The organism is Nitrosococcus halophilus Nc 4, assembly GCF_000024725.1.
Classification (GTDB): domain Bacteria; phylum Pseudomonadota; class Gammaproteobacteria; order Nitrosococcales; family Nitrosococcaceae; genus Nitrosococcus; species Nitrosococcus halophilus.
In genome coordinates, this window is the sequence record NC_013960.1 from 872268 (window position 1) to 896427 (window position 24160).

Consider the following 24160-nt stretch of genomic DNA (forward strand, 5'->3'; position numbering starts at 1 on the left):
TTATTCGCAAAACTTAAATAATCGAGAAAATAAAGAAGCTACGAAGAATTGAGCACTTGTTTGACCCAGTTGTTATTGCGTTCCCGCTCAAGGAGCTCCGAACGAGTCCGATGCAGGAGCAAAGCTCCATAGTAAGTCATGAATGCTGTCGCCATGATGAGCAAGGGGACCAACATACTCCAGTGAATGGAAGGGGCGTCGAATTTAGTGACCGTCGGCCCTTGATGCAGGGTATTCCACCATTCTACCGAGTAATGGATAATGGGCAAATCCACTACCCCGACCAGGGCGAGGATAGCAGTCGCCCGGGCGGCCTGCCGGGGATCCTCGATGGCTGACTGCAGCGCCATGTAACCTAAATAGAGGAATAACAGGACTAACTCCGAGGTCAGACGCGCATCCCATACCCACCAGGTTCCCCACATGGGCTTGCCCCATAGGGATCCTGTAATTAGCGCCAACAAAGTAAAGGAAGCGCCCAATGGAGCGCTTGCACTACCAATGGCTTCCGCAACTTTGACCCGCCAGATTAAGGCGATGGCGCCTGCTGAGGCCATCACCATGTAAATAAACAGAGACATCCAGGCGCTAGGAACGTGGATGAATATAATTCGGTAGCTATCACCCTGTTGGTAATCCACGGGGGCTATTACCAGCCCCCAGTAGAGGCCGACAATCATTAAGAGCACAGTTATGCTTGCCAGCCATGGAATCAGGCGGCTAGACCAAATGTAAAAGTGCTTTGGTGATGCTAAATGCTGGTATCGATGATGGAACGGTAGGTAGTGCATCGGTTTTGCTCAACTCATTCGGATACATAAAGCGGCCGAGGTGGCTATGGGTGCCAAGGTTGCGGCCAGTATTAATAGGGCGCTAAGAAGATAAAGCTGACCATCGGCAGGTAAGCCCCGAGCTGCTGTTTCTACAGCGCCAGCACTGAAGATCAGTATAGGGACATACAATGGGAGCAGTAGCAAGGCAAGCAATAGTCCACCCCGTCTTAATCCTACGGTCAGGGCAACACCCACTGCCCCCACTAAACTCAGGGCAGGTGTGCCTACCAAGAGCGTCATTAATAAGACCACTAGAGGCCAGCCAGAGATCCCAAATATTAACCCTAAAAGGGGAGCTAACAAAATTAGCGGCAGGCCTGTAGCTAGCCAATGAGCGAAGGTCTTTGCAAGCACCAAGAGGGGCAAGGGGTGGGGGCTCAGAATCAGTTGCTCTAGGCTGCCGTCATCGAAATCCGATCGGAACATTGCTTCTAGAGAAAGCAAAGTGGCAAGCAAAGCTGCGATCCAGATGATACCCGGTGCAATTTGCCGCAGAATATCAGTTTCCGGCCCGATGCCGAGGGGAAAAATACTGGCCACCATCAGAAAAAATAGGAGTGGGTTGGCCGCGTCGCTGCGGTGTCTGAGTACCAAGAGAAGATCCCGCTTGGCAAGCCACCAGCAAGCTTGAGAGAGGGTAGAGCCGTTCATTGGTAAGGCTAAGCTAGTCATAGGGAAGTCTAGGCAGAGATGTCTAAGGTTCGAGCGTGGGCGATATTGATGGCATGATGGCTGGTAAAAACCGCCATCCCTCCTGCCGCAGCATGCTCTTCCAGTAAAGTAGCGATGGTCCGGATGGCCCTCTTATCCAAAGCTGTAAAGGGTTCATCCAAGAGCCATAATCGTGCCCGGTTCACTAATAGCCGGGCGAGTGCCAAGCGACGACGTTGCCCTGCCGAGAGGAAGCGACCAGGGAGTTCCCGAATTCTGGATAAACCTACTCGTTCTAGGGCCTGCTCTGGGTCCATGCCTCCCCCATTGAGTGCCCCCGCGATTATAAGATTCTCATAGGCAGTCAAATCTCCCTTGATGGCATCGGTATGGCCGACATAGGCGAGCTCGCTGTGATACAGCGGTTTTATTTTATCGATGGGTTGACCACGCCACAGTAGCGCCCCTTTCTCGGGTATCAACAACCCACACAGTAGACGTAGTAAGCTGGTCTTACCTGAGCCGTTGTGACCGGAGACCTCAAGTACGTCCCCCGCTTTCACGGTGAAGCTCATATTTTCAAAGAGTAATCGCTCACCACGACGGCAAGTCAGTTCTTCCACCTGGAGTTGTGGTTGTTCTTGGTCCGGCACCGTCTGTTTACCGTTGCTTTTGCCCATGGTCAGGCTTTCCTTTCCCCCTGTGTGCTCAAATCGACAAAATATAATAGCATGATTGGAGATTTTACCATTTTTACCACCACTATCCGTGAGATTTATGAAGGGGCAAAGCCTAGGGGCTACCAAAACCCTGAAATATGCTACACTAGCTGGGTTATACCCGAAATTAGACTAACAGTTCAAATGTAGTTCCACACTCCCCCTATTGGCTTAGTGTTTTAGTTAGTCAGCCTGTCGTCGTGGTGGGCGTAAATACCACAAACCATCATGCCCTAGCAATTCGTCAGAGGCGGGTAACCGGTGTTTAAATATCATGTCCTGTCTTGAAGGGGCCCAGTCACCTTTTGAGTAAGAAACAGTGGCTTTATGGAGCATGCATCACATCGTTCGATTCTCGCCGACTTAGTGGACCTCAACGTGCAAATGGATTTGGATGCAGCCATGGATCCTGGAGAGCTGCGCCATCGTGACCGTCATATTGGGCGGGAACTGAGGCACCTTGCAAACAATCCCCGGAGTCAACTTCGTTATTGGTTATGGCGGGTCACGGAAGGTAAAGGGGCACTTCCTGGCGATAATGCCGCCAAAACCCTTCGTTTAATTACGCTGACATTGTTTTTTCTAGGCGTGGTTGTCGGTTGGGTAACTGCCCTCGGGGTATTCGCTTATGATGGCACACAACCGGTCAATGTGGTCAGCGTATTGGCCGTATTTGTGGGACTGCAACTCTTGCTTTTGTTGATGTCCGCCATCCTTGCGTTACCCCGGAATTTGCTCCGGTTTATTCCCGGAGCACGACTATTGCAGGATTTCTTTGGCGTGTTGAGTCCAGGGCGACTCGCCCCGGTCATTGCGCGCTTTCTATCATCAGACTCTCGCTTAGCCCTCGAGGCTGCCTTAGGCCGCCAAAAGGCGCGCCACATCACTTACGGTCAGGTGAGAAAATGGTTGATTTTGCAACTCTCCCAGGTGTTCGCTGTGGCTTTTAATTTGGGCGCATTAATCAGTTGCCTTTATTTAGTCACCATTTCTGATCTGGCCTTTGGGTGGAGTACTACCCTGGAGTTCCCGACTGAAAGGTTCCATTGGCTCATGGAGCAACTGGCTTGGCCTTGGCGTGATTGGCTAGGGGGCGCGGTGCCTTCTGTTGAACTGATTGAGGTCACCCGGTTTTATCGGCTAAATGGGGGAATGTTGCCCAATGGAGTGAAGTTGGCGACTAAGGATGTGGTGGCGCTCGGCCAGTGGTGGGAATTTCTGTTCATGTGCATCATCTTTTATGGGTTGTTGCCAAGGCTTTTTACATTAGTTTTCGCCCGTTGGCGTTTTAACGCCGCGCTCAATAATGCTTTTGTCCATGCACCAGGGGCGACCCAGGTACTTGATCGGATGAATCATGCGGTGGTGGAAACGGCGGCGGTAGAGCCTGAAGCCAGGGTAGCACCGGCTCCTGAAGCAATTCGGCCCTTTCATGGTAAGAATTTTGCCGGAGCTAAGGGGCATCTGGTCAATTGGGCCGGGATTAATATGGATGAAAGCCGCCTGGAAGATGCACTGCGGTTGGCTATGGGGATAAACATCAATCATGTGCTTCATGCGGGGGGTAAAAATCCCATCGAGCAGGACCAGCGTGTCATCGAGGAATTGCGTAGGGCGGGAGATGACGTCGCCCTTATCATCACCGTGAAGTCATGGGAACCTCCGCTCTTGGATTTCTTGGATTTTTTAGAAGCGCTGCGGACTGCTTTGGGACCGCAGCGGTTGATTACGGTGATCCCGTTGGCGCTCAACTATGAACGGGATCTTGTTGCTGTCGATTCTAATGACTTGGATATTTGGCGGAAAAAACTGCAGGGTTTGGGGGACCCCCAGCTTGATTTTCGGCCATTGAATTTTGAGGCAAACTAATGTCTGCTCCTGTCTTTGCGGTGGTGGGTCATCCTAACAAGGGCAAATCGAGTATTGTCGCCACGCTTGCCCAAGATGAATCGGTCCAAATTTCATCGATACCGGGTACTACCGCCAAATGCCGCTATTTCCCCATGAAGGTGGATGGCGAGGTTCAATATATCTTGATAGATACGCCCGGATTTCAGCGGGCGCGACAGGTGTTGGCGTGGATGAAGGCACGGGCGGCAACGGCGGCAGAGCGGGCTGCCGTGGTCCGCCAGTTTGTGAAAACTCACCGCAATACAGGTAAATTCGTGGATGAATGCGAGCTGCTTGACCCTCTTATGAAGGGGGCCGGTATTTTGTATGTCATCGATGGCTCTCGCCCCTATGGTGAGGAGTATGAAGCTGAGATGGAAATTCTGCGGTGGACCGGGCAGCCTAGCATTGCGCTTATCAATATGATCGGCCACGACAATTATATTGAAGAATGGCGTGCGGCACTAGGCCAGTATTTTAGGATTGTCCGGGTATTTAACGCCGTTACGGCAGAGTTTCACAAGCGGCTTGAATTACTCAAGGCCTTTGGTCAGTTGCGAGAGGAATGGCAGGCTCCCCTGAGCCGGGCGGTGAAAATTCTAGAAGAAGATCGCCGCACCCGGCGTCAGCGCAGTGCTTTGCGCGTCGCGGAGATGTTGGCGGATATGATTACGCTTAATGTGACCAAGCGAGTCTCTTCTGAGGAGGATCCCCGTTCCTACGAGCTATCATTGACTCAGAAGTATAAAGCAAGGTTGCGTAGTCTTGAGCAAAAGGGTCGCCGCGCCATTGAAGATATTTATGACTACCATGAGTTGAAAAGCCAAGAAAGAGAAATTGAAGTCCTCGATGAAGATCTCTTTTCTCTAGATAGTTGGAATATCTGGGGGCTAAAACGGCGTCAATTGCTGGCAACGGGAGCGGCAAGTGGGGCGCTGGTCGGATCGGGCGTGGATCTTGCCGTGGGCGGGACTTCTTTCTTGTTGGGAGCTGCCGTTGGCTCTATGGTGGGGGGAGCTTCCGCTTGGTTTTCTTATAATCGAATTTCGGATGTCAAAATGTTAGGGTTGCCATTGGGGGGAACGGAACTGCGAGTTGGACCAGCACGCAATATTAATTTCCCCTATGTGGTGCTGGGGCGGGCGCTCTATCATCATGCCGCAGTGACACGCCGGACTCACGCCCAACGGGATATTCTCAGCCTTGATAATGCCACTGAAACTGCGAGTGCCCGCTCTATCCCAGAGCATCAGCGGAAAAGGTTAGAAAAGGTATTTACCCGACTTCGAAACACTGATGACGGCAGCTTCGATCCGGCCTTGGTAGACCACCTTGCCGGGATCCTTGAGGGGGTCATGGAAGAGACGGATCGAATCGTCTAGGCTTTTTTTCTTGAGGGGCCGTAACTTCCTATTCTTTTTTAACGCTGATTTTTAAAATCATTTCCAAAGTTATTCAATATCAGGCATGTTCTTGCCATAGAAAATCTCTAGCATTTCGGTTTTGACCCGGTTAGCAATTTGCTGCTGCTCCTTCGCCGGGAGGTCTGAAGCATTTCCCCCGAACAGGTAATCATCAAGGTCAAAATTTTTAAGCATCATCTTGGTATGAAAGATGTTTTCCTGATAGATATTCACATCGATCATATGGTACCGTTCCTTGGTGTCTTCAGCGATGAAATTTTGAATGGAGTTTATGGCATGATCGATAAAGTGCTTGCCTCCATCCACGCTGCGGGTAAACCCCCGGACTCGATAATCCATCGTCACAATATCCGACTCTAAGCTATGGATAAGATAGTTGAGGGCCCGCAATGGCGAGACCCGGCCACAGGTAGAAACATCGATATCAGCACGAAATGTACTGATCCCATTTTCCGGGTGGCTTTCCGGGTAAGTGTGGACAGTCAGATGACTTTTGTCTAAGTGGCAGACGAGGCTTTCCGGCAGCGGACCTGGTTCTTCTGTGCTGGTAAATTGTTCCCTCTCCTCAGTGTCATCCTCTGCAATCAACATGGTGACGCTGGCTCCCTGGGGCTCATAATCTTGCCGGGCGACGTTGAGGATATTGGCACCGATAATTTCAGCCACCTCGGTGAGGATATGGGTTAATCGTTCAGCGTTGTACTCTTCGTCGATATACTCAATGTATTCCCGACGTTGTTCGGGGGTTTGCGCATAGCAAATGTCATAAATATTAAAACTCAGTGTCTTGGTTAAGTTATTAAAACCATGTAGCTTAATCTTGTTAAAGAGAGGTGCCATTGCTTGTTTCCCTTTCCTCCTCGCTGACTAATGACAACCCTGTGAAATATTGCCCGCCCTACTGGGCGGCGCATTATCTCACTATTTTGCGACAAGAGAAGAGTGGTAGATGAGTTGCAGCGTTGTGCCTGCCGGATCGGTGCAGTAAAAGCTACGGGTGCCGTCGCGGTGAGTGCGTGGCGCTGCCTTTATGGGCACATGGTGAGCCTTGAGATACTCATACCAGGCGTCTACGGCCTCAGGGGTATGAATGATAAAGCCAATATGATCCAATCTCTGGGGCCCTATGGGGGATTGATCCGGAGGTGTTCGGTGGAGTGCCAGGTTATCATGGCCTGAGGTAAGATATACGTTGTCTGCGTCTGGGCGCCATTCGACTTGCATCCCAAGGAGGCCCACATAGAAATTTTTACAGGCCTCAAGATCGCTCACGAATAAGGCGACATGGCGCAGGCCGGCCGTTGCTGGAGGCTTATCCAATGATCACTGCCCTCTCAATTAATCCAAAATACAAATTTTAGTTCTACCATTACCGTAAGTTCCAATACAAGCCCATTGCTCCTACTCGATGCAGACTAGGCTTTCTCTCCTAAGTTAGTTGAGGTCAATGATCTCGTAACTATGATGAATAGCAGCCGATTTTCCTAACATGATAGAGGCGGAGCAGTACTTTTCGCTAGAAAGTTCAACGGCTCGTTTAACATGATGCGCTTTGAGGCCGTGGCCGGAGACTTTAAAGTGGACATGAATATGGGTAAATATTTTAGGTATGGTTTCTGCTCGCTCAGCCGAAATCTCTACTACGCAGTCGGTAATCGGTTGTCGGCTTTTCTGTAGAATTTGTACGACATCAAAGGCAGTGCAGCCGCCCATTCCTAGTAGGAGCATTTCCATAGGTCGAATCCCTAGGTTGTGCCCACCACTCTCTGGAGGACCCTCCATCACTACGGTATGGCCGCTTCCTGATTGGCCGGCGAAGCTGCTGTTCTCGATCCATTTAATACGTGCCTTCATAGGCGATAGCCCCCGTGTCATTAAAGATGTTCCTATCGCTGCCAATATTACTATAGGTTGAATTGACTTAGGATGAGGACCCCAGGCTATGACCGAACCTCTGTTAGGAAGGACGACAATGCTACGGAATTTGCGCCCAGAGGGGGAGCCTTCCATTGAGCATTTCCTTGAGTACTGCCATATTAAGAATTTTCCTGCCAAAGCACCCATCATCCATCCTGGAGATCCGGCAGACACTCTTTATTACATTCGCAAAGGCTCAGCAACGGTCTATATGGAAGATGAGGAGGGAAATCAACTCATCTTGGCCTACCTCAACAAGGGGGATTTCATCGGCGAGATGGGATTGTTTGCCGAACTCCAAAATCGGAGCGTGTTAGTCCGGGCTCGAACCCCCTGCCAATTGGCGGAAATCACCTATGAGCGATTACGGCTTTTAGTTCAAGGTCCGCTCGCAGAGCATTATCATCGGATCCTCCTTGCTCTTGGGCGTCAGCTCACTCGGCGCCTTCTAGAAACCAACCGTAAAGTCGGTCATCTCGCCTTTATGGATGTGGCCGGCAGGATTGCGCGGACATTGCTCGATTTGTGCCAGCAGCCTGATGCCATGACTCATCCCGATGGCATGCAAATTCGCATTACCCGGCAGGAGATAAGTCGGATTGTAGGTTGCTCTCGGGAGATGGCAGGAAGGGTACTTAAAGAGCTACAGCAACAGGGTTTGATTTGGGTTAAAGGCAAGACGATTGTAGTCTATGGCACTCGCTAAACCAAATATAATACCTGATTTTCCAAAAAATTAATAGCCAGTATTTTCAATAGATATTTAAAATGGCCATATTTTGGGGGCAATAAAAACAGTCATACCCCATACCAAGAGGTTAAGTGGAAGTCCGATTCGGAGATAATCCGCGAAATGATAGCCGCCAGGGCCATAGACCATTAAGTTCGTTTGATAACCTATGGGGGTGGCGAAGCTGGCCGATGCGGCGACCATAATGGAAATGGCAAAGGGTATGAAATTAACCCCGAGGTTATCGGCGGCCGCCAAGGCGATAGGGAACATGAGGACGGCGGCGGCATTATTGGTGATGACTTCGGTCATCAGGGCAGTGAGCAAGTGCACGACAGCCAGGGCTATCCAGGGGTCATCGCCCACGAATCTCAGTACCATATGGGCGATATTGGTAGCGGCGCCGGTATGTTGCAGCGCCTGGCCAAGGGCTAGGGAGGCCGCGATGACGATAAGGACCTGCCAGTCCACGCTGCGTCGCGCGGTTGCAGTTTGAATGCATCGAGTCATGACCATAAGCCCGGCAGCGACAAGGGCGGCTTCTAACAGGCTGAGCCATTGTAAAGTCACGGAACTCACCATGGCCACTAAGATGGTAAGGGCTATCCAAGCCCGGTCATGGCGAGGAGGATTGGAATCGGCCACTTCGCTGACCAGAAAAAAATCCCGTGAGTTGCGCTGTTGTTCTAAAAAGGAAGGACGAGCTTCTAAAAGGAGGGTATCCCCGGATTGGAGGATAATATCGCCAATTTTACCGCCCACTCTTTCTCCGTTACGCGCCACCGCAATGACGACTGCGTTATAGACGCTGCGGAATTGCCCCCCCCGGATCGTACTCCCCACGAGCGGGCAGGTATTAGAGACGACGGCTTCAATCAGGCAGCGCTCGGAGCGGGGTGAGTCCAACTTAAATACCTGGTTAGTGGCGGGCATTAGCCCGCGAATCTTCTGCAGGTCCTTGACGGTATCGACAACTCCCACAAAGACCAGCCGATCGTTGGCCTGGAGTCTCTCGTTGGGCCGCACTGCGGGGATAACTTGCTCCTGGCGGTTGATCTCGACTAGATACATGCCTGGCAGGTTGCGTAGGCCTGCATTTTCAATGGTGCGTCCTACCAGGGGGCTACTGGATTGAACCAGCATCTCCATCGTATATTCCCGAGGATCGTCCCAGCGACTGAAGACGGGCTTCCGATCCGGCAGTAACCAACGCCCGAATAGGAGCATATAAGTAATCCCTAATACTGCGATGGGCAGTCCCACCCAAGCGATTTCAAACAGGCCTAGGTCGGTATATTTAGCTTGCGTGACTAGGAGGCCATTAACGACAAGATTGGTACTGGTGCCGATGAGGGTGCAGGTTCCTCCTAAAATAGCCCCATAGCTTAGGGGAATCATGAGCTTTGAAGTGGATAGACGGTGCCGACGGGCAAAATCGGTGATGACCGGGATAAGCATAGCCACCACGGGGGTATTATTCATGAAAGCGCTCACGGCGATGATGGGGGCCATAATCCGGGCTTGGAGCCAGACTAGCGAGCGGCCATTGCCCAGCAGGTGGTGGGCCAACCAGTCGATGCCACCGGTTTCGCGCAGGCCGGCAGCGACAATAAATAATACCCCGACTGTCGCCATTGCCGGGTTAGATAGACCCGCTAAGGCCTCTGCAGGGGTAAGCACGCCAGCAAGTAGCAGTAAGGTGACTCCGCCGACCACGATGACATCGGGGGGTTTCCGGGTGAACATTAATAATCCCAGGATGAGGATGATAACACCCAGGGTCAGCCATGCTTCAAAGCTCATTTTTTTTAGCTGCCTGATAGTTGGAAGTATTCTGGCCGTTTAGGGGTCTATTGTCCCTAATTTTGTTTATAATTCAAAAAAATAGTGGGGAGGTATTTTCCTGAACTCCTTACTCATCTTCCCGCAGGGTTTCCAGGTGTAATAATTTTCCATTCTCGTCAACTCTAAGATGGAAGAGGATGGGATGGCAGCAAAGCGCGCAATCCTCGTAGTAAGTCTGATTCCCAGCTGAGCAGTCCGCTAGGGTTTCAAATTGTGTTCCACAGTAAGGACAAATGACGGTTACCGGCTCGGTCATAGTGATGTGGGTGCACCTATCTGACTCTAGATTCAAAGAAAAAGCTCAGGAATTGCAATAAATGACAATTTGGCACGTCTATAGAAAAGTTCGTTGATGAGCTTTCATCTTTAAAATGTTTCAAGGGGATTATTGATAATATGGCTATCTTGGCATCCTTTGCCCATTTTAGTATAGAGGCTCTAAATCGCGTTGGTGAATTCTTGCCCCAGCTTGGATTGCGCCTGCTTCTAGCTTATGAGTTTTGGGAGGCGGGTATCACGAAATATCGAGGCGAGAATTGGTTTGCAGATGTTCAGGACCGGTTTCTCTTTCCTTGGTCCCGGTAAAGCCAGTTTGGATTATCTGATTTTATATTGATGGTTAAACAATGCGGATATCCATTATTATTCCTACCCTCAACGAGGCGGCTGAGATTCGCGGGGCCCTCCAACGATTACAGCCACTGCGGGCAAGGGGACATGAGGTTATCGTCGTTGATGGTGGGAGTTCCGATCGGACCCTCTCTCTAGCCCAACCCCTGGCCGATTGCCTTTTGGTTGCCCGGCGGGGCCGTGGTATCCAGATGAATGCTGGAGCTAAGGTGGCTGGAGGTGAAATATTACTTTTTCTCCACGCCGATACCCGTTTGCCGAAGGAAGCCGAGAATGCAATTACGGCTGGACTTTCAAGGAGTCAACATAAGTGGGGGCGTTTTAATGTGCGTCTCTCGGGCCGATCAACTTGGTTCCGTGTCATCGAATGGAGCATGAATTGGCGTTCTCGATTAACTGGAATCGCCACCGGTGATCAGGCCTTATTTGTTGAGAGGGAAGTTTTTGTAGCGGCTGAAGGATTTCCTGAAATACCATTGATGGAAGATATTGTGTTGAGCCGGCGCTTGAAGCGGTTTAGTTGGCCCTTGTGTTTGAGTTCTACGGTGAAGGTGTCTAGCCGTTATTGGGAAGGGCGAGGCATTCTCCGCACGATATTGCTGATGTGGTTTTTGCGACTGGCCTATTTTTTGGGTGTGAGTCCGGAACGTTTAGTGCAGCTCTACTACCGGAGTGGGTAAAAGAGTATGGTCGGAGGATAGAGGTTAGGGCGTTGTTTCCGAAACTAGGTATTCATCACAATTTATGGAATTCCCGGACGCACGGTTATTGATTTTCGCCAAAGCCCCTGTTCCAGGCCGGGCTAAGACCCGATTGATTCCAGCCCTGGGAGTTTATCGTGCTGCGGCGTTGCAACGCCAGCTTGGTGAATACACCCTAACACGGGCTACCGAGGCTAGGCTTTGTCCCGTGGAGCTGTGGTGTGCCCCGGATACCCGCCATCCTTTCTTTGCCCACTGCCGCCGTAAATTTGGGATATCCTTACAAGCTCAGCAGGGCGCGGATCTTGGAAGGCGGATGCAGGGGGCTTTGGCAGCCACTTTACGGCAGGCTAAGAGCGCGGTGCTTATCGGCACCGATTGTCCTGGGTTAACGGCCGAAGACTTGTATGACGCATTAGTTGCCCTGACAACAGGGGCGGATGTGGTTTTAGGACCTGCTGAAGATGGAGGGTATGTCCTCATCGGCGTACGCCGCTGTAGCCGCCGGTTGTTCTCCGGGATATCTTGGGGTAGCCCTCACGTGCTAGGACAGACCCGGGCCCGCTTGCAGATGCTTAATTGGCGAGGGAAGGAATTAGCCCCCCGCTGGGACGTGGACCGTCCTTGTGACCTAAGAAGGATGGAGCAGGATTATCCGGGCGTCTTGACCGGATTTCCATGGTGATATGGCCCTAATTGATTCGCCTTTTTTCTATTCCCAGGTTAGGATACTCTAGTTCGTGTCCCTATGCCTATGCGCATAGTTATAGAGTGCTCTAGCAGGATAAGACGAGAGCAAAGGGGAACCCATACCCCAAAACTTTTGCCGAAGTATTTAGAGACGAAACATTGGTGTTGCCTCACCTCTTGATAAAATCGTGGCCTGGTTGTGGCAATATGTGTGGCCGCTGTTTCCCCTTTGTTAGGGGAGATCCTTTCTTTGCCTGATTCCAACTTAGGGCATTATATTCTATTGGGTTTATTCATTGAGACGAAAGGATATCGTTTCTCCAAACATAAAATGACGAGTGATTTGAGGGAGAACATTATGAGTTCCAGAAGTATTCTTGGTCTTGCTTTTCTTTTTCTTAGCTATGCTTTCCTAGGTGCTACGGTTTATGCTCAGTCTGCTGTTAAAGAGCCTTCGGATATTGTAGGGACCTGGGAAATGGAGAAGACGGCGCAGAGGCAAGATGGGAGCAATAGCAACAAAGAATTTGCCACGTGGGATTTTCATTCCGATGGGAAAGTGGAGATTTCTGGCTACAACAAGTTTCTTAAACAAAAGACCACCTTCAATAAAACTTACAAAATTATTGAAGAATCCGTGATTAAGGTCAAGGATGATTTAGGCACGACTAAGTATAAAGTCGTCGAAAAAAGCAATGGTAGAATGATTCTGAAGGGGCCTTACGGATACCATTTCTTCAAGAGAAAATAAGGGCAACAAGAATGAATTTTTTTATTACAGAGGCTTGGGCTCAAAATGGCCCGTCACCAGAGGCCACTGGATCATTCTGGGTGCCTTTGCTCATATTCAGCACCATTTTTCTCGTTTATTATTTACTTGCGATACGGCCACGGTTAAAGCGCCATAAAGAGCGCCTCCGTATGCTCGCTTCGGTAAGCAAGGGTGATGAAATTGTAACCAATGGAGGATTATGGGGACGAATTCTCAAAGTGGGCGATAATTTTCTACTCTTGGAATTGACGGAAGGAATAGAAGTTAAAGTTGAAAAGGGCGCGGTATCTAGGGTGTTGCCCAAAGGGACGGGAAAAAGCTTGTAACGAATGACAAGAAAAAGGCCCGTCAGGGAATGACGGGCCCGCTTAACCCATGTGTTCTTAATTTTTTGAGTCGAGTTCTGGCTATCGCCCGAACTGCCTCACCCAATGACAAATCCATTCTCCGGCCGTCAAATGAGTATTAAATCCGATCAATGGATTCGTTACATGGCGCGAGAGCACGGTATGATAGAGCCTTTCGAGCCGCGTCAAATCCGGGAATCCAATAACGTACGCATTATCTCTTATGGCACCTCAAGCTATGGTTATGATATCCGGTGCTCTAATGAGTTTAAGATTTTCACCAACATCAATTCCGCTATTGTTGACCCTAAGAATTTTGATGCCAACAGTTTTGTAGATATGCGGTCCGATGTTTGTATTATTCCTCCAAATTCTTTTGCTTTAGCGCGAACCGTTGAATATTTCCGGATTCCCCGTAGCGTGCTCACCATTTGTTTGGGAAAATCCACTTATGCCCGCTGTGGGATCATTGTCAATGTGACTCCCTTGGAACCCGAGTGGGAGGGGCATGTGACGTTGGAGTTTTCAAACACGACTCCTCTGCCGGCTAAAATCTATGCCAATGAGGGTGTCGCCCAGGTGATATTTTTGGAGTCAGATGAGCCTTGTGAGACCTCGTATCGGGATCGGAGTGGCAAGTATCAGGGCCAAACCGGCGTTACGCTTCCAAAGGCTTAATCTTTAATCCAATGAACCCGTTCTTCTTCGAGGCGTATTTTGCCTTCGGCAAAGGCCCGGATCGCTTCAGGATAAATACGGTGTTCCTCCTCTAATACCCGCGCCGCTAGAGTGTCGGGGGTATCACCAGGGTATATCGGCACCCGGGCTTGCAGGATAATCGGCCCCCCATCGACTTTATTGGTGACAAAGTGCACGCTAGCGCCGTGTTCTCTTTTTCCTGCCTGAAGTGCTCGTCGGTGAGTATCTAGGCCCGGGAAATTTGGCAACAGGGAAGGGTGAATGTTCATCAAGCGCCCTTGGTAATGGCGGACAAATTCAGCGGTCAAGATGCGCATGAAACCCGCAAGTACCACGAGTTCAGGAGCGTAACGGTCAATCACTTTCATCAAAGCCAGGTCAAAAGCCTCTCGGTTAGGGTACTGGCGATGGTCAAGGACTCGGGTTTCGATCCCCGCGCGTTGGGCCCGTTCGAGCCCCTGCGCTTGGGGGCGATTACTGATCACGGCCCGAATTTCAACCGGTAATTGCCCGCTTCGAGATTGCTCGAGAATGGCTTGAAGGTTACTACCCCGGCCAGAGATGAGTATCACCAGGGGTAAGCGTTGGCTATTCGTCACGATTGGCTTCCTGAGCTAAGGATGACTCCTGCTCCTTCGTTTCTCTTCGGCACGACTTGACCTATCAGCCAGGCAGTTTCGCCAAAATTGCTTAAAAGTTCCAAGGTCCGTTCGGTATCCCTTTTGTTTACACAGACCACCATGCCAATTCCACAATTAAAAGTAAGATAGAGTTCCTTTTCAGGGAGATTCCCCTCCCGTTGCAGCCAGTCAAAAATAGGTGGGCGTGGCCAGTGGCTAGTTTCAATCTCAGCACTCAGCCCTGGAGGTAGCACCCGCGGTAAATTCTCCGGTAGTCCCCCGCCGGTGATGTGGGCGAGGGCATGGACCTCAATCCTTTCCAGTAGTTGTAGCAGCGGTTTGACATAGATACGGGTGGGCGTTAGCAGGGCATCGCCTAGTGTCTGATCTCCCAAGGGGCTGTCCAGGGAGGAGGGACTGCGTTCAAGAATTTTACGAATCAGGGAATAACCGTTGGCGTGAGGTCCAGAGGAGGCGATTCCGATAAGGCTGTCGCCAGCTTGTACCCGGCTCCCATCAATAAGGCGTTCCTTTTCCACCACGCCGACACTAAAGCCGGCGAGATCATAGTCACCAGGTTGGTAAATCCCTGGCATTTCTGCCGTTTCTCCGCCAACCAAGGCTGCCCCAGCCAGTTCGCAGCCGTGGGCAATGCCCTCAATGATTTCGGCAGCCACCTCAACCTCTAATCGGCCTGTGGCATAGTAATCCAAAAAAAAGAGCGGCTCGGCGCCTTGAACGACGATATCATTGACACACATGGCCACGAGATCAATCCCAATGCTCTGGTGACGGTTCAATTGAATGGCCAGTTTGAGTTTTGTGCCTACGCCATCGGTACCCGCCACCAGTATGGGATGTCGGTAGCGGTCAATTGGGAGTTCAAACAGGCTGCCAAACCCCCCTAGGCCGCTTAATACGCCAGGACGAGCTGTGCGAGCTGCCGCAGGTTTAATCCGCTGCACGAGGCGATTGCCTGCCTCGATATCAACACCGGCAGCGCGGTAACTTAAAGGGGAGTGGTTAGAAGGAGGCCGTTTTTGTTTGCTCATAGGGTGATCTGTTTTTACCCCACATATTGTGCTAGACGGAAGAAGATAGTTTCTGTTTAATTCAATCTGCTATTAGAGTAACAAATTGGGCGGTGTTCTGGTTCTTTCTTTAGGTTAGCGCTGTTGGGACCCTATGCATGATAGACTAGAGTTATGAAGCATGTTGCCTTAGCAATAATAGTAATATGGGGGGTGATGTTGTTGCCGGTTCAAGCTGCCGGCGCAGGGGGGCTTTATGAAGCCCAGGTGACGGTCAGTAGCCAATCTCCGGAAGAGCAATCAGCGGCGGTGAAAGAGGCCTTTCAGAAGGTTTTGTTAAAGGTGATGGGTCATCGCCACGCCTTGGCCGAGGCCCCTCTCACCTCTCTGCTTGAAGAAGCCCACAAGTTGGTACAACAATTTCGTTACGATACTCCTGAAGGGGAAAATGGGGCAACTACCTTTTGGGTTCGTTTCGATTCCCGGGGTGTGAAGCAATTATTGCGGCAAAGAGGGTTGCCCATGTGGGGCCGGGCTCGCCCTACGCTGCTGTTATGGGTTGCGGTTGAGGATGGCAGCCAGCGTTATTTATTGGATGCAAGCATCGCTTCGCCCATTGCCGAGATCCTACAATCTCAGGCAGAACGCCGGGGAATGACCGTGCTTTTTCCCCTCTGGGACTTAGAAGATCAATCGCAACTGTCTTTTACCGATGTTTGGGGTAACTTTCCTGAACCCATCTTGGCGGCATCAAACCGTTATCCCACCTCGGTACAGCTCGTGGGGCGTTTGTTGCGCCAGGGAGGGGAGGATTGGCAGGCTCGTTGGACTCTTTACGGCGCTGAGCAAGGACGAAGTTGGCGTGTTGAAGGCGAGCTTGAGCAGGCATTACGCGCCGGTATTGATGAGGCAGTCGATGTGATTGCCGCTAGAATAGCGCCTGTCACTGGAAATAATTCCCAATCCTCAGTACAAATCAGGGTGACCGAGGTGATCTCGTTTATGGATTATGCCCGCCTCTTTTCTTATCTCAGCGGCCTTAGCCAAGTGACTGCCATACAACCGGTACAACTATCCCGGACGGAAGCCAAGTTTAGACTCAAGTTGCAAGGGGGAGCCGAGGCTTTGGCTGCCTCTATCCAGTTTGGAAGGAGCTTGGCACAGGTAGCGGAAGGTGGGGCTACCGAACCGGGTGGGACGAATAGGGAACTCAATTACCGACTACTGCCGTGACGCGACACAATGCAGGTGAGAAATATTCCCAACCTTCTTACTGTAATACGCATCTTGTTGGTGGCACCGCTCATCTATGTGTTGCTCCAAGAAGACTATTTTTTTGCTTTGTGGATTATCCTGATGGCGGGTGCCTCCGACGGTGTAGATGGATTTCTTGCTAAGCATTACCACTGGCAGAGTCGCCTGGGCTCTATCCTTGATCCGTTGGCTGATAAGCTGCTACTTATTTCGAGTTTTATTGTGTTGGCTTGGCTAGGGCATCTCCCCTATTGGTTGGTGCTGTTAGCCCTCGGCAGGGATCTGGTCATTGTCCTCGGTGGTCTTGCTTATCATTTTTGGGTGGGCCCTTTTGAAATGGAGCCAGTGCCGCTCAGTAAGCTTAACACGTTATGCCAAATCTTATTGGTTGTCGCCGTCATGATTAGCCAGTTGCCAGGGTTGGATATTCCGCAATTGACGGGTTGGTTTATCTATCTGGTGGCACTCACCACCCTTTTAAGCGGTATGCAATATATTTGGCATTGGGGGGGGCAAGCCTGGCGGGTGAGTAGAACCCAAAAGGCAGGCCCTGAATCCTGCCGGCAACGACCGGAAACCACCAATCACGGGTGAAGGATTTCGCTCTTGGTTACTCAGCAACTTCCTCTGCCTATCGGTGAGTACGGCGCTCCCAGTTTCGAAAATTACTATCTCGCTGATAGCAACCGCGAGCTGGTTGCGGCAGTAGAGCGTTGTGGGCAAGGGGAGGGGGAGCGTTTCCTCTACCTCTGGGGTCCTTCTGGGGTAGGGAAAACCCACTTACTCCTGGCAGCTTGCCAGGCAGCCGCCCAAAGAGGCGAGCGGGTGGCCTATGTGCCCTTAAAACGGGCCGCTATCATGGCCCCCGAAATCCTACGTGGGCTGGAGGCGGCTGCTCTGGTCGCCATCGATGATATTGATCGGATTGCCGGCTGTCGCTACTGGGAGGAATCCTTGCTTCATCTCTATAACCTTTCGCGGGAAGGCCCCAGCCAACTCCTGCTGGCTTCTTCCAAGAAACCCGGTGCGCTCCCTTTGCTGCTGCCTGATCTCCGTTCCCGCCTAGGGTGGGGGCTTGTGTATCAGCTCCAGCCATTGGATGATCACCAAAAGCATGCTGCCTTAAAACTTCAGGCCGCCAAAAGAGGTATGGAGTTGCCGGATGAGGTGGCGGCCTTCTTATTGCGTCATAGTGACCGGGATATGCATTCCCTAAGCGATTTGCTGGCCCAATTGGAGCGTGCCTCCATGGCGGCTCAGCGGCGGCTGACCATCCCGTTTGCACGGCAAGTGTTAGGCATACAACTTCGTTAATTACCACAGGCCTTCATTTTGTTGCTTCGAACTGCACCTTTACATCTGACTTTGGTCGTTCCAGGCCTTATTCCAGCGCTGGAAGCGGAAGCTGCGGAGGGATTTCGGCTGCCATTCCTGGAGCGTATCGTGGGGCAGGCAAGCTTAGAGGCGGTGGCTCCATCCCTATATGAAGCTTTGCTCTTCCACTTGTTCGGTATCCCCCAATCCGGGCCGATGGATTTCCCTTTAGCGCCGCTGATGTATTCCTGGGATAAGGGAAATGTTCCCCTTGAACGGGGGTGGTGGGTACGGGCTGATCCTGTGTGTTTACAGCCTGATCGGGATCGCTTGGTGTTGTTTGGACCCCGCTACCTGGAGCTCAATCAGGCCGAGTCCCAGTCTCTGGCCAGGACCGTGGCCCCCTTATTTACGGAGTATGGTTGGCAGTTCGAGGCACTACAGCCGGATCGCTGGTATCTTCGATTGCCCCAACCAGAAAAGGTCACTTTTACTGCCTTGGCTGCAATTGAGGGGAAACATATTGAGCCCGGTCTTCCCGGGGGCCCTGAGGCCTCCCGTTGGCGGGCCCTGCTCAACGAAATCCAGATGCTCCTCCATGATTGTCCCCTCAACCGTGAGCGAGAAGAACAAGGTCTCTCGCCGGTCAATAGTTTATGGTTCTGGGGGGCCGGGGAAGCCCCCTCCTGCCCGGCTGAACCCTTATGGCAACAGGTGAGTTGGGGCAAGGAGCCGCTGCTTCAAGCCTTGGCTGCCCATTGCAAGATTCCGGGCAAACCTGTACCGGAAGGGGCCAACGCTTGGCTAGCACAGAACTCGGCGCCGGGTAACTATTTGGTGGGGTTGGATTCCCTGCTGCAAGGGACGGACCCTTTTCATTACCGTGAGATTTTGCTGGCGTTGGAGGAAGACTGGTTTAGGGGGTTATATGCCGCATTGCGGGATAGAAGGTTAGCTAGCTTAGCCTTCTATCCGCTAAATGGGCATGGCTATCATTTAACTGGGTTGCAGAGTTGGCAGTTGTGGCGGCGTCCACGCCCCCTTATAAAAAACCCTGGAGCTTGAGCCTGTGAGGATAAAGTTCATGACAATAACTAGAAAATCGAGCCGTTGTTAATGGTGGGCAAGGTTCTCAAGCGGCGCCCCATTGACAACCCTGCATTGCCGGCGACGATCCATCCGGTATTGCGCCGAGTGTATCGGGCGCGGGGGATTAAGGCTCCGGGTGAGCTTGACTATGCCTTAGAACAGCTGCCCTCTCCTTGGTTGTTAAGTAATATTAAAACCGCAGTGGCCTTGTTGGCGGAGGCCCTGGAGCAGGGCTGGCGGATACTGGTGGTTGCCGATTTTGATGCTGATGGTGCCACCAGTTGTGCCCTGGCGGTGCGGGCGCTCCGCCTGATGGGGGCAGGGGAAGTGGATTATCTAGTGCCGAACCGGTTTATCCATGGCTACGGGTTGACCCCCGCCATCGTGGCGGAAGCCATGGCTCGGGGGCGGCCCGATCTAATCATTACCGTGGACAATGGGATCTCCAGCATTGATGGTGTGCAAACGGCGCAAGAGGCCAATATCCGCGTGCTGGTTACGGATCATCACTTGCCAGGGTCGGTGCTGCCGGCTGCGGATGCCATCGTCAATCCTAATCTACCCGATGATCCCTTCCCGAGTGGTTGCCTGGCAGGAGTGGGGGTCATCTTTTATGTCATGTTGGCTTTACGGGCTTACTTAAGGGAACAAGGGTGGTTTGCCCGATCAGGTCAGGGGGAACCCACCCTCGCGCCTTTGTTGGATTTGGTGACCTTGGGGACGGTGGCTGATGTGGTACCGTTGGATCAGGTTAACCGAACCCTTGTCGCCCAAGGACTGGCTCGGATTCGTCGGCACCGTTGTTGTGTTGGCATTCAGGCCCTTGCCGCTTGCGCGCGGCGTTCCCTTGAAAATTTTACCACCAGCGACCTGGGTTTTGGGGTGGGGCCTCGGTTAAATGCCGCTGGACGTTTAGAGGACATGAGTCTGGGTATTGCTTGTCTGTTGACTGATTCCCCGGAGGTGGCCCAACAACAGGCCAGCGAGCTTGATGCGCTCAATCGAGAGCGGCGAGAGATCGAGTCAACCATGCAGAATCAAGCGGCGATTCATCTGGAAAATCTGGTTTTTCCAGGAGAGGAAAAGGGACCCCTGGGCTATTGTTTATTTGATGAGTCTTGGCACCAGGGGGTCATCGGCCTGCTTGCTTCTCGAATCCGGGAGCAAGTCTACCGTCCGGTAATTGCCTTTGCCCCCCATGATAACGAGGAATTGAAAGGATCAGCCCGCTCTATTCCCGGCCTCCACATTCGCGATGCCTTAGATAGGGTGGCAACCTCCTATCCAGGCTTGCTGAGCAAATTTGGTGGCCATGCCATGGCCGCGGGTTTAAGTTTACCACGGGTCCATTTGGAGCCCTTTCGGGCCGCTTTTTTGGAAGTGTTGGAGGCCCAGCTTGATGAGGAAACCCTGGAAGATGTTATTCTCAGCGATGGAGAATTAGATCGTTGGGACCTGGAGCTGGCTGAAACCTTGCGGGACGGGGGCCCCTGGGGGCAAGGATTCCCGGAACCGTTATTCGATGGGGTATTTTGGGTAGAAGGATTTCGACTTGTCGGCGAGGCGCACCTCAAGCTGACATTGACTACTCTCGGTAATCGCCAGCAATTGGAGGGGATCGCTTTTCGCTGCCTTCCCCCGGATTGGCTTGAGGTTGGCATGAAAATAAGACTTGCTTACCGGCTGGATGTCAATATATATCGGGATTTGCGCACCGTGCAATTGGTGGTGGAATATTTGGAGCCGGTTGGGCGGGAAGCATGATGGCAAGGCCTTTTAAAACGATAGGACTCATTGGCAAGCAAAAAGATCCTCAGATTACCGAGTCCTTGCAGCGGGTTGCCGATTTCCTGGTGGCGAAGGGACTGGAACTTATTATTGATCAGGATACGGCCACTCTCTTTCCCAGTCAGCATTGGCAGGCCGTGGCGCGTCATGAGTTAGGCCAACGCTGTGATTTGGCTATTGTGGTGGGGGGGGACGGCACTTTACTCCATGCGGCCCGGAATCTAGCGGACTCGGGGATTCCTTTACTGGGTATTAAATTGGGTCGACTCGGATTTCTTGCTGATGTGTTGCCGGAAACCCTGGACACGGATTTGGCCCAGGTCTTGGAAGGGCAGTTCCGAGAAGAAGAACGGTTCTTGATCCAGGCGGAACTAGAGCGTGAGGGAAAATCTTGCCTCATCGGTACGGCCCTAAATGATGTCACCATGCACATTCGAGAAGTGGTTCGCCTAATTGAGTTTGAGACTTATATCAACGGCCGCTTTCTCAATAGCCAGCGTTCTGATGGCCTGGTGGTCGCCACGCCGACCGGCTCCACCGCCTATGCGCTCTCTGCGGGGGGGCCCATACTGGATGTCAACCTCAACGCAATGGTGCTGGTTTCCATTTGCTCTCATGCCCTGAGTAATCGACCCCTTGTGATTGATGCCGATAGTGTGGTTGAAATCGTGATCAGTGAACACAATACCACGCCGGGCCAGGCCAGTTGCGATGGTCAACCTGGAATAGCATTGGGTGTGGGGGATAAGGTAAGGATATACAAACGGCCTGGTAGGGTTCGGCTGATTCATCCTGCGGCCCATGACCACTATTCTATTTTGCGTGCCAAGTTGCACTGGGGGCGAAAGCTTGAGTGATTAGGGAGCTGTTTGTCCGGGATCTTGCCATTATCACGGAGTTAGTGCTGCCACTAGAATCCGGGATGACGGCCTTAACCGGGGAAACCGGTGCGGGCAAATCTATCCTGGTGGATGCACTGGGGCTAGTGCTAGGGGACCGAGGCGATGTGACTTTAATACGCCACGGTCAGGAGCGAGCTGAAGTCGGGGCCGTTTTTGAGATTAGGGCTCACGAATCTCTTTTTGCCTGGTTGCGGGCACGGGACTTGGAGCAAGGTGAGGAGTGCGTATTGCGGCGTATTTTAAGCCGTGAGGGGCGATCCCGAGCGTATATTAACGGCCGCCCCGTGCCTATCCAAGCTTTGCGGGAAGTGGGAAGGTACTTGGTTGAAATCTATGGTCAGCATGCCCATCAATCCTTACTGCGTCCTGGGGGCCAGCGGGTACTCTTGGATGCCTACGGCGGGCACCGCTTACTTCTCAAACAATGGGACAATGCTTATCAGCGCTGGCAGCAGCTTAGTCAGGAGTTGGAGACCCTCACCCATTCGGCCAGTGAGCAGACTGCCCGCCTGGAGTTGCTCCGCTACCAAGTTGAAGAGCTTGAGGCTTTTCGGCCTGAGTCTGGGGAATTAGAGCAACTAGAGCAAGAACAACAACAGTTGGCCCACGGGACGGAACTGGTTCAAGGGGTGGAGTCAGCGTTGGATTTGCTTTACCAGAATGAGCAGGGGGCAATCTATGCTCTGCTTGGCCAAGTCGCCCGTCAACTGGCTCAGTTGCAGACCATTGATCCTAAGTTAAATGCCCCGCTGGAACTGGTGGAGGGCGCTGCTATTCAAGTAGAAGAGGCTGCCGGCGGGTTGCGTCATTACTTGGAGGCGGTGGAGATAGACCCGGAGCGGCTGAAGTGGGTTGAGGACCGTCTCTCTGGTTTCTATGAATTGGCCCGCAAGCATCGCATGGCACCAGAGGAGCTTCCCGCCTTGGCAGAGCGCCTGGCTTCGGAATTGAGGGATTTGGAGACCCTGGATGTTCGTCTTGGCAAGCGACAAGAGGAGTTTGCCGCCGCTTCCAAAGAGTGCCGCGCTTTAGCCGCTAACCTTAGCGAGGCCCGCCGCAAGGCGGCCGCAAAGCTGAAGCAAGGGGTGACCGAAGCGATGCAGTCCCTGGCTATGCCCGGAGGGTGCTTTAAGGTGTTCTTCTTTCCCTTGAAAGAGGGGGAGTTTTCCGCCCATGGTGCGGAACAGGTCCAGTTTCAGGTCAGCGCCAATCCTGGTCAACCTCCAGGTCCTTTGAGTAAAGTGGCGTCGGGGGGAGAATTGTCACGTATCGGGCTGGCTATCCAGGTCCTCACTTTCCAGTTTGGGGGAGTCTCGACTCTGGTGTTTGATGAGGTGGATGTGGGAATTGGCGGAGCGGTGGCAGAGACTGTGGGGTCGCGGCTGCGGGAACTGGGGGAGCATCGGCAAGTGCTTTGTGTCACCCATTTACCCCAAGTCGCTGCCCAGGCCCATGCTCAGATCCAAGTCAGTAAGTCTCACCGCGAGCAAGTAGCTGCTGTTGAGTTGACTCTTCTTGATGGGGAAAAACGAGTAGGAGAAATTGCCCGCATGTTGGGGGGGAAGCAGATCACCGAGAGGTCTCGTGCCCATGCCCGGGAAATGTTGGAGATCGCCCGGCAGAGGAATTCGTCTGAGTTGCCTAACGCTAATTAGTACTTATCTTCCCGATTTGAAATCCGCTGGGCTTTTTCTAATCGGAAGGTTCGGACCACCACCAGGAAAGCGAAAAAGTCATAAAGGGTGTGCACCATCATGGGGGTCAATAGGTTCCGCTGCTCGCCGACATCAAGGAGTAATCCCAGGTAGACGCCCATCAAACCGGCCAGCAGAGCATAGGTTCGGGTGATGAAATGGGCTAAAGCAAATATCAGATTGCTGCCTATTAAACCCAGGGTGGCTCCTCCCATGGCTTCTATCCAGGGTTGCAGGACCCCGCGAAAAAATAGCTCTTCACAAACGCCTGCAAGCAGGGCAATTAATAGCAGATCGTAGTAGCGGCAGTTATCCAGATAAGGGCCTAAGGTTTCAATTAAAAGCCGCTTGATGGGGCCTAACGGCCCCACAGGAAAGCGGTAGGACACCCAAAAGAGGAACATTAAGGGTAGTGTTCCCATTAGGGCCCAGCCCAGCGCAGATCCGTTGAAGTTAAGATAGGCGAAGGGCTCAATCCCTACAAACCATCCCCAGATCAGACCGACTAGCGCTAGCCCCCCCTCAAATACGAGGGCAAGGGTGAGAAAGCGAGTGCGACTGAGAAAAGGCTGAGGCGAAGGAGTCAATATGCTAGCAATGATTTAGCGGGGTTTATAGGG

General features: G+C 52.1%; 27 protein-coding genes. 16 read left to right on the forward strand and 11 right to left on the reverse strand.

The features are described from left to right. Positions 1–38: 38 nt before the first annotated feature. Genes NHAL_RS04210 through ccmA form a run of 3 tightly spaced genes read right to left on the reverse strand, consistent with a single transcriptional unit; the run spans position 39 to position 2164 of the window. Positions 39–791, reverse strand: coding sequence for a heme ABC transporter permease (locus NHAL_RS04210; RefSeq protein WP_013031925.1), 753 nt, complete (start codon positions 789–791; stop codon positions 39–41). Between the two features lie 9 nt (positions 792–800). After that, positions 801–1505, reverse strand: a complete 705-nt coding sequence (gene ccmB / locus NHAL_RS04215) for a heme exporter protein CcmB (RefSeq protein ID WP_013031926.1) — start codon at positions 1503–1505, stop codon at positions 801–803. 8 nt (positions 1506–1513) lie between these two features. Beyond that, a complete protein-coding gene (ccmA, locus tag NHAL_RS04220; RefSeq protein ID WP_013031927.1) occupies positions 1514–2164 on the reverse strand; it encodes a cytochrome c biogenesis heme-transporting ATPase CcmA in 651 nt (216 codons plus the stop codon). Positions 2165–2530: 366 nt separating this feature from the next. Between ccmA and NHAL_RS04225 the strand changes: the two genes are divergently transcribed. Continuing rightward, the gene (locus tag NHAL_RS04225; protein WP_013031928.1) at positions 2531–4072 is read left to right on the forward strand and encodes a DUF2868 domain-containing protein; all 1542 of its coding nucleotides are present in this window, start codon (positions 2531–2533) and stop codon (positions 4070–4072) included. Then, positions 4072–5475, forward strand: coding sequence for a DUF3482 domain-containing protein (locus NHAL_RS04230; RefSeq protein ID WP_013031929.1), 1404 nt, complete (start codon positions 4072–4074; stop codon positions 5473–5475). Before NHAL_RS04225 ends, NHAL_RS04230 begins: the two co-directional genes overlap by 1 nt. Before the next feature lie 69 nt (positions 5476–5544). On the opposite strand, the gene speD is transcribed toward NHAL_RS04230, so the two are convergent. From speD to NHAL_RS04245, 3 genes are all read right to left on the reverse strand, one after another. Further along, positions 5545–6357: an adenosylmethionine decarboxylase gene (gene speD / locus NHAL_RS04235; protein ID WP_013031930.1), complete on the reverse strand. Its 813-nt coding sequence runs from the start codon at positions 6355–6357 to the stop codon at positions 5545–5547. 81 nt (positions 6358–6438) lie between these two features. Further along, the gene (locus NHAL_RS04240; protein ID WP_013031931.1) at positions 6439–6837 is read right to left on the reverse strand and encodes a VOC family protein; all 399 of its coding nucleotides are present in this window, start codon (positions 6835–6837) and stop codon (positions 6439–6441) included. A gap of 114 nt (positions 6838–6951) precedes the next feature. Further along, entirely contained in the window at positions 6952–7371 is a 420-nt protein-coding gene (locus NHAL_RS04245) for an OsmC family protein (protein ID WP_041355400.1), read from the reverse strand. Positions 7372–7489: 118 nt separating this feature from the next. Between NHAL_RS04245 and crp the strand changes: the two genes are divergently transcribed. Then, positions 7490–8140: a cAMP-activated global transcriptional regulator CRP gene (crp, locus tag NHAL_RS04250; protein ID WP_041354635.1), complete on the forward strand. Its 651-nt coding sequence runs from the start codon at positions 7490–7492 to the stop codon at positions 8138–8140. Between the two features lie 57 nt (positions 8141–8197). Here the strand turns inward: crp and NHAL_RS04255 are convergent, their stop codons facing one another. Next, positions 8198–9967, reverse strand: coding sequence for an SLC13 family permease (locus NHAL_RS04255; protein WP_013031934.1), 1770 nt, complete (start codon positions 9965–9967; stop codon positions 8198–8200). Positions 9968–10076: 109 nt separating this feature from the next. Next, the gene (locus NHAL_RS20140) at positions 10077–10265 is read right to left on the reverse strand and encodes a CPXCG motif-containing cysteine-rich protein (protein ID WP_013031935.1); all 189 of its coding nucleotides are present in this window, start codon (positions 10263–10265) and stop codon (positions 10077–10079) included. A gap of 140 nt (positions 10266–10405) precedes the next feature. On the opposite strand from NHAL_RS20140, the gene NHAL_RS21460 reads away from it, so the two are divergent. The 6 genes from NHAL_RS21460 (at position 10406) to dcd (ending at position 13827) form a co-directional block, all read left to right on the forward strand. Continuing rightward, entirely contained in the window at positions 10406–10594 is a 189-nt protein-coding gene (locus NHAL_RS21460; protein WP_013031936.1) for a hypothetical protein, read from the forward strand. A 41-nt stretch (positions 10595–10635) separates the two neighbouring features. Then, positions 10636–11319: a TIGR04283 family arsenosugar biosynthesis glycosyltransferase gene (locus NHAL_RS04265; protein WP_013031937.1), complete on the forward strand. Its 684-nt coding sequence runs from the start codon at positions 10636–10638 to the stop codon at positions 11317–11319. A gap of 64 nt (positions 11320–11383) precedes the next feature. Continuing rightward, positions 11384–12025 carry a TIGR04282 family arsenosugar biosynthesis glycosyltransferase gene (locus tag NHAL_RS04270; protein ID WP_013031938.1) on the forward strand — a complete coding sequence of 214 codons (642 nt, stop codon included), beginning with the start codon at positions 11384–11386 and terminating at the stop codon, positions 12023–12025. 363 nt (positions 12026–12388) lie between these two features. After that, positions 12389–12781, forward strand: coding sequence for a hypothetical protein (locus NHAL_RS04275; RefSeq protein ID WP_041355401.1), 393 nt, complete (start codon positions 12389–12391; stop codon positions 12779–12781). Positions 12782–12792: 11 nt separating this feature from the next. Continuing rightward, positions 12793–13128, forward strand: a complete 336-nt coding sequence (gene yajC / locus NHAL_RS04280; protein WP_013031940.1) for a preprotein translocase subunit YajC — start codon at positions 12793–12795, stop codon at positions 13126–13128. A 132-nt stretch (positions 13129–13260) separates the two neighbouring features. Beyond that, entirely contained in the window at positions 13261–13827 is a 567-nt protein-coding gene (gene dcd, locus NHAL_RS04285) for a dCTP deaminase (protein WP_013031941.1), read from the forward strand. Here dcd and purN read toward each other — a convergent pair. Together purN and purM are read right to left on the reverse strand one after the other, a co-directional pair. Continuing rightward, entirely contained in the window at positions 13824–14447 is a 624-nt protein-coding gene (gene purN / locus NHAL_RS04290) for a phosphoribosylglycinamide formyltransferase (protein WP_013031942.1), read from the reverse strand. The two genes, dcd and purN, sit on opposite strands and share 4 nt — an antisense overlap. Continuing rightward, complete coding sequence (gene purM / locus NHAL_RS04295; protein ID WP_013031943.1) at positions 14444–15520, reverse strand: phosphoribosylformylglycinamidine cyclo-ligase; 1077 nt, start codon at positions 15518–15520, stop codon at positions 14444–14446. Before purM ends, purN begins: the two co-directional genes overlap by 4 nt. A 195-nt stretch (positions 15521–15715) precedes the next feature. Between purM and NHAL_RS04300 the strand changes: the two genes are divergently transcribed. The 7 genes from NHAL_RS04300 to recN are packed head-to-tail and all read left to right on the forward strand — an operon-like array spanning position 15716 to position 23501. Continuing rightward, the gene (locus NHAL_RS04300) at positions 15716–16732 is read left to right on the forward strand and encodes a DUF2066 domain-containing protein (protein WP_238985438.1); all 1017 of its coding nucleotides are present in this window, start codon (positions 15716–15718) and stop codon (positions 16730–16732) included. A 9-nt stretch (positions 16733–16741) separates the two neighbouring features. Beyond that, on the forward strand, positions 16742–17347 hold the full coding sequence (locus tag NHAL_RS04305) for a CDP-alcohol phosphatidyltransferase family protein (protein WP_013031945.1): 606 nt from the start codon (positions 16742–16744) through the stop codon (positions 17345–17347). Between the two features lie 12 nt (positions 17348–17359). After that, positions 17360–18067 (forward strand): DnaA regulatory inactivator Hda, encoded by a 708-nt coding sequence (gene hda, locus NHAL_RS04310; protein WP_013031946.1) that lies wholly within the window; start codon positions 17360–17362, stop codon positions 18065–18067. A gap of 18 nt (positions 18068–18085) precedes the next feature. After that, positions 18086–19132: a hypothetical protein gene (locus NHAL_RS04315; protein WP_013031947.1), complete on the forward strand. Its 1047-nt coding sequence runs from the start codon at positions 18086–18088 to the stop codon at positions 19130–19132. A 51-nt stretch (positions 19133–19183) separates the two neighbouring features. Further along, positions 19184–20920 (forward strand): single-stranded-DNA-specific exonuclease RecJ, encoded by a 1737-nt coding sequence (recJ, locus tag NHAL_RS04320; RefSeq protein ID WP_013031948.1) that lies wholly within the window; start codon positions 19184–19186, stop codon positions 20918–20920. Then, positions 20920–21801, forward strand: coding sequence for an NAD(+) kinase (locus tag NHAL_RS04325; protein ID WP_013031949.1), 882 nt, complete (start codon positions 20920–20922; stop codon positions 21799–21801). Before recJ ends, NHAL_RS04325 begins: the two co-directional genes overlap by 1 nt. Then, positions 21798–23501, forward strand: a complete 1704-nt coding sequence (recN, locus tag NHAL_RS04330; RefSeq protein ID WP_013031950.1) for a DNA repair protein RecN — start codon at positions 21798–21800, stop codon at positions 23499–23501. Before NHAL_RS04325 ends, recN begins: the two co-directional genes overlap by 4 nt. Here the strand turns inward: recN and NHAL_RS04335 are convergent. Then, the gene (locus NHAL_RS04335) at positions 23498–24127 is read right to left on the reverse strand and encodes a CPBP family intramembrane glutamic endopeptidase (RefSeq protein ID WP_013031951.1); all 630 of its coding nucleotides are present in this window, start codon (positions 24125–24127) and stop codon (positions 23498–23500) included. The two genes, recN and NHAL_RS04335, sit on opposite strands and share 4 nt — an antisense overlap. Positions 24128–24160: the final 33 nt, after the last annotated feature.

Coding starts and splice junctions, on each gene's coding strand:
- NHAL_RS04210 (WP_013031925.1), bottom strand. CDS start 791: ATGCACTACCTACCGTTCCATCATCGATACCAGCATTTAGCATCACCA.
- ccmB (WP_013031926.1), bottom strand. CDS start 1,505: ATGACTAGCTTAGCCTTACCAATGAACGGCTCTACCCTCTCTCAAGCT.
- ccmA (WP_013031927.1), bottom strand. CDS start 2,164: ATGGGCAAAAGCAACGGTAAACAGACGGTGCCGGACCAAGAACAACCA.
- NHAL_RS04225 (WP_013031928.1), top strand. CDS start 2,531: ATGGAGCATGCATCACATCGTTCGATTCTCGCCGACTTAGTGGACCTC.
- NHAL_RS04230 (WP_013031929.1), top strand. CDS start 4,072: ATGTCTGCTCCTGTCTTTGCGGTGGTGGGTCATCCTAACAAGGGCAAA.
- speD (WP_013031930.1), bottom strand. CDS start 6,357: ATGGCACCTCTCTTTAACAAGATTAAGCTACATGGTTTTAATAACTTA.
- NHAL_RS04245 (WP_041355400.1), bottom strand. CDS start 7,371: ATGAAGGCACGTATTAAATGGATCGAGAACAGCAGCTTCGCCGGCCAA.
- crp (WP_041354635.1), top strand. CDS start 7,490: ATGCTACGGAATTTGCGCCCAGAGGGGGAGCCTTCCATTGAGCATTTC.
- NHAL_RS04255 (WP_013031934.1), bottom strand. CDS start 9,967: ATGAGCTTTGAAGCATGGCTGACCCTGGGTGTTATCATCCTCATCCTG.
- NHAL_RS20140 (WP_013031935.1), bottom strand. CDS start 10,265: ATGACCGAGCCGGTAACCGTCATTTGTCCTTACTGTGGAACACAATTT.
- NHAL_RS21460 (WP_013031936.1), top strand. CDS start 10,406: ATGGCTATCTTGGCATCCTTTGCCCATTTTAGTATAGAGGCTCTAAAT.
- NHAL_RS04265 (WP_013031937.1), top strand. CDS start 10,636: ATGCGGATATCCATTATTATTCCTACCCTCAACGAGGCGGCTGAGATT.
- NHAL_RS04270 (WP_013031938.1), top strand. CDS start 11,384: ATGGAATTCCCGGACGCACGGTTATTGATTTTCGCCAAAGCCCCTGTT.
- NHAL_RS04275 (WP_041355401.1), top strand. CDS start 12,389: ATGAGTTCCAGAAGTATTCTTGGTCTTGCTTTTCTTTTTCTTAGCTAT.
- yajC (WP_013031940.1), top strand. CDS start 12,793: ATGAATTTTTTTATTACAGAGGCTTGGGCTCAAAATGGCCCGTCACCA.
- dcd (WP_013031941.1), top strand. CDS start 13,261: ATGAGTATTAAATCCGATCAATGGATTCGTTACATGGCGCGAGAGCAC.
- purM (WP_013031943.1), bottom strand. CDS start 15,520: ATGAGCAAACAAAAACGGCCTCCTTCTAACCACTCCCCTTTAAGTTAC.
- NHAL_RS04300 (WP_238985438.1), top strand. CDS start 15,716: ATGTTGTTGCCGGTTCAAGCTGCCGGCGCAGGGGGGCTTTATGAAGCC.
- NHAL_RS04305 (WP_013031945.1), top strand. CDS start 16,742: ATGCAGGTGAGAAATATTCCCAACCTTCTTACTGTAATACGCATCTTG.
- recJ (WP_013031948.1), top strand. CDS start 19,184: ATGGTGGGCAAGGTTCTCAAGCGGCGCCCCATTGACAACCCTGCATTG.
- NHAL_RS04325 (WP_013031949.1), top strand. CDS start 20,920: ATGGCAAGGCCTTTTAAAACGATAGGACTCATTGGCAAGCAAAAAGAT.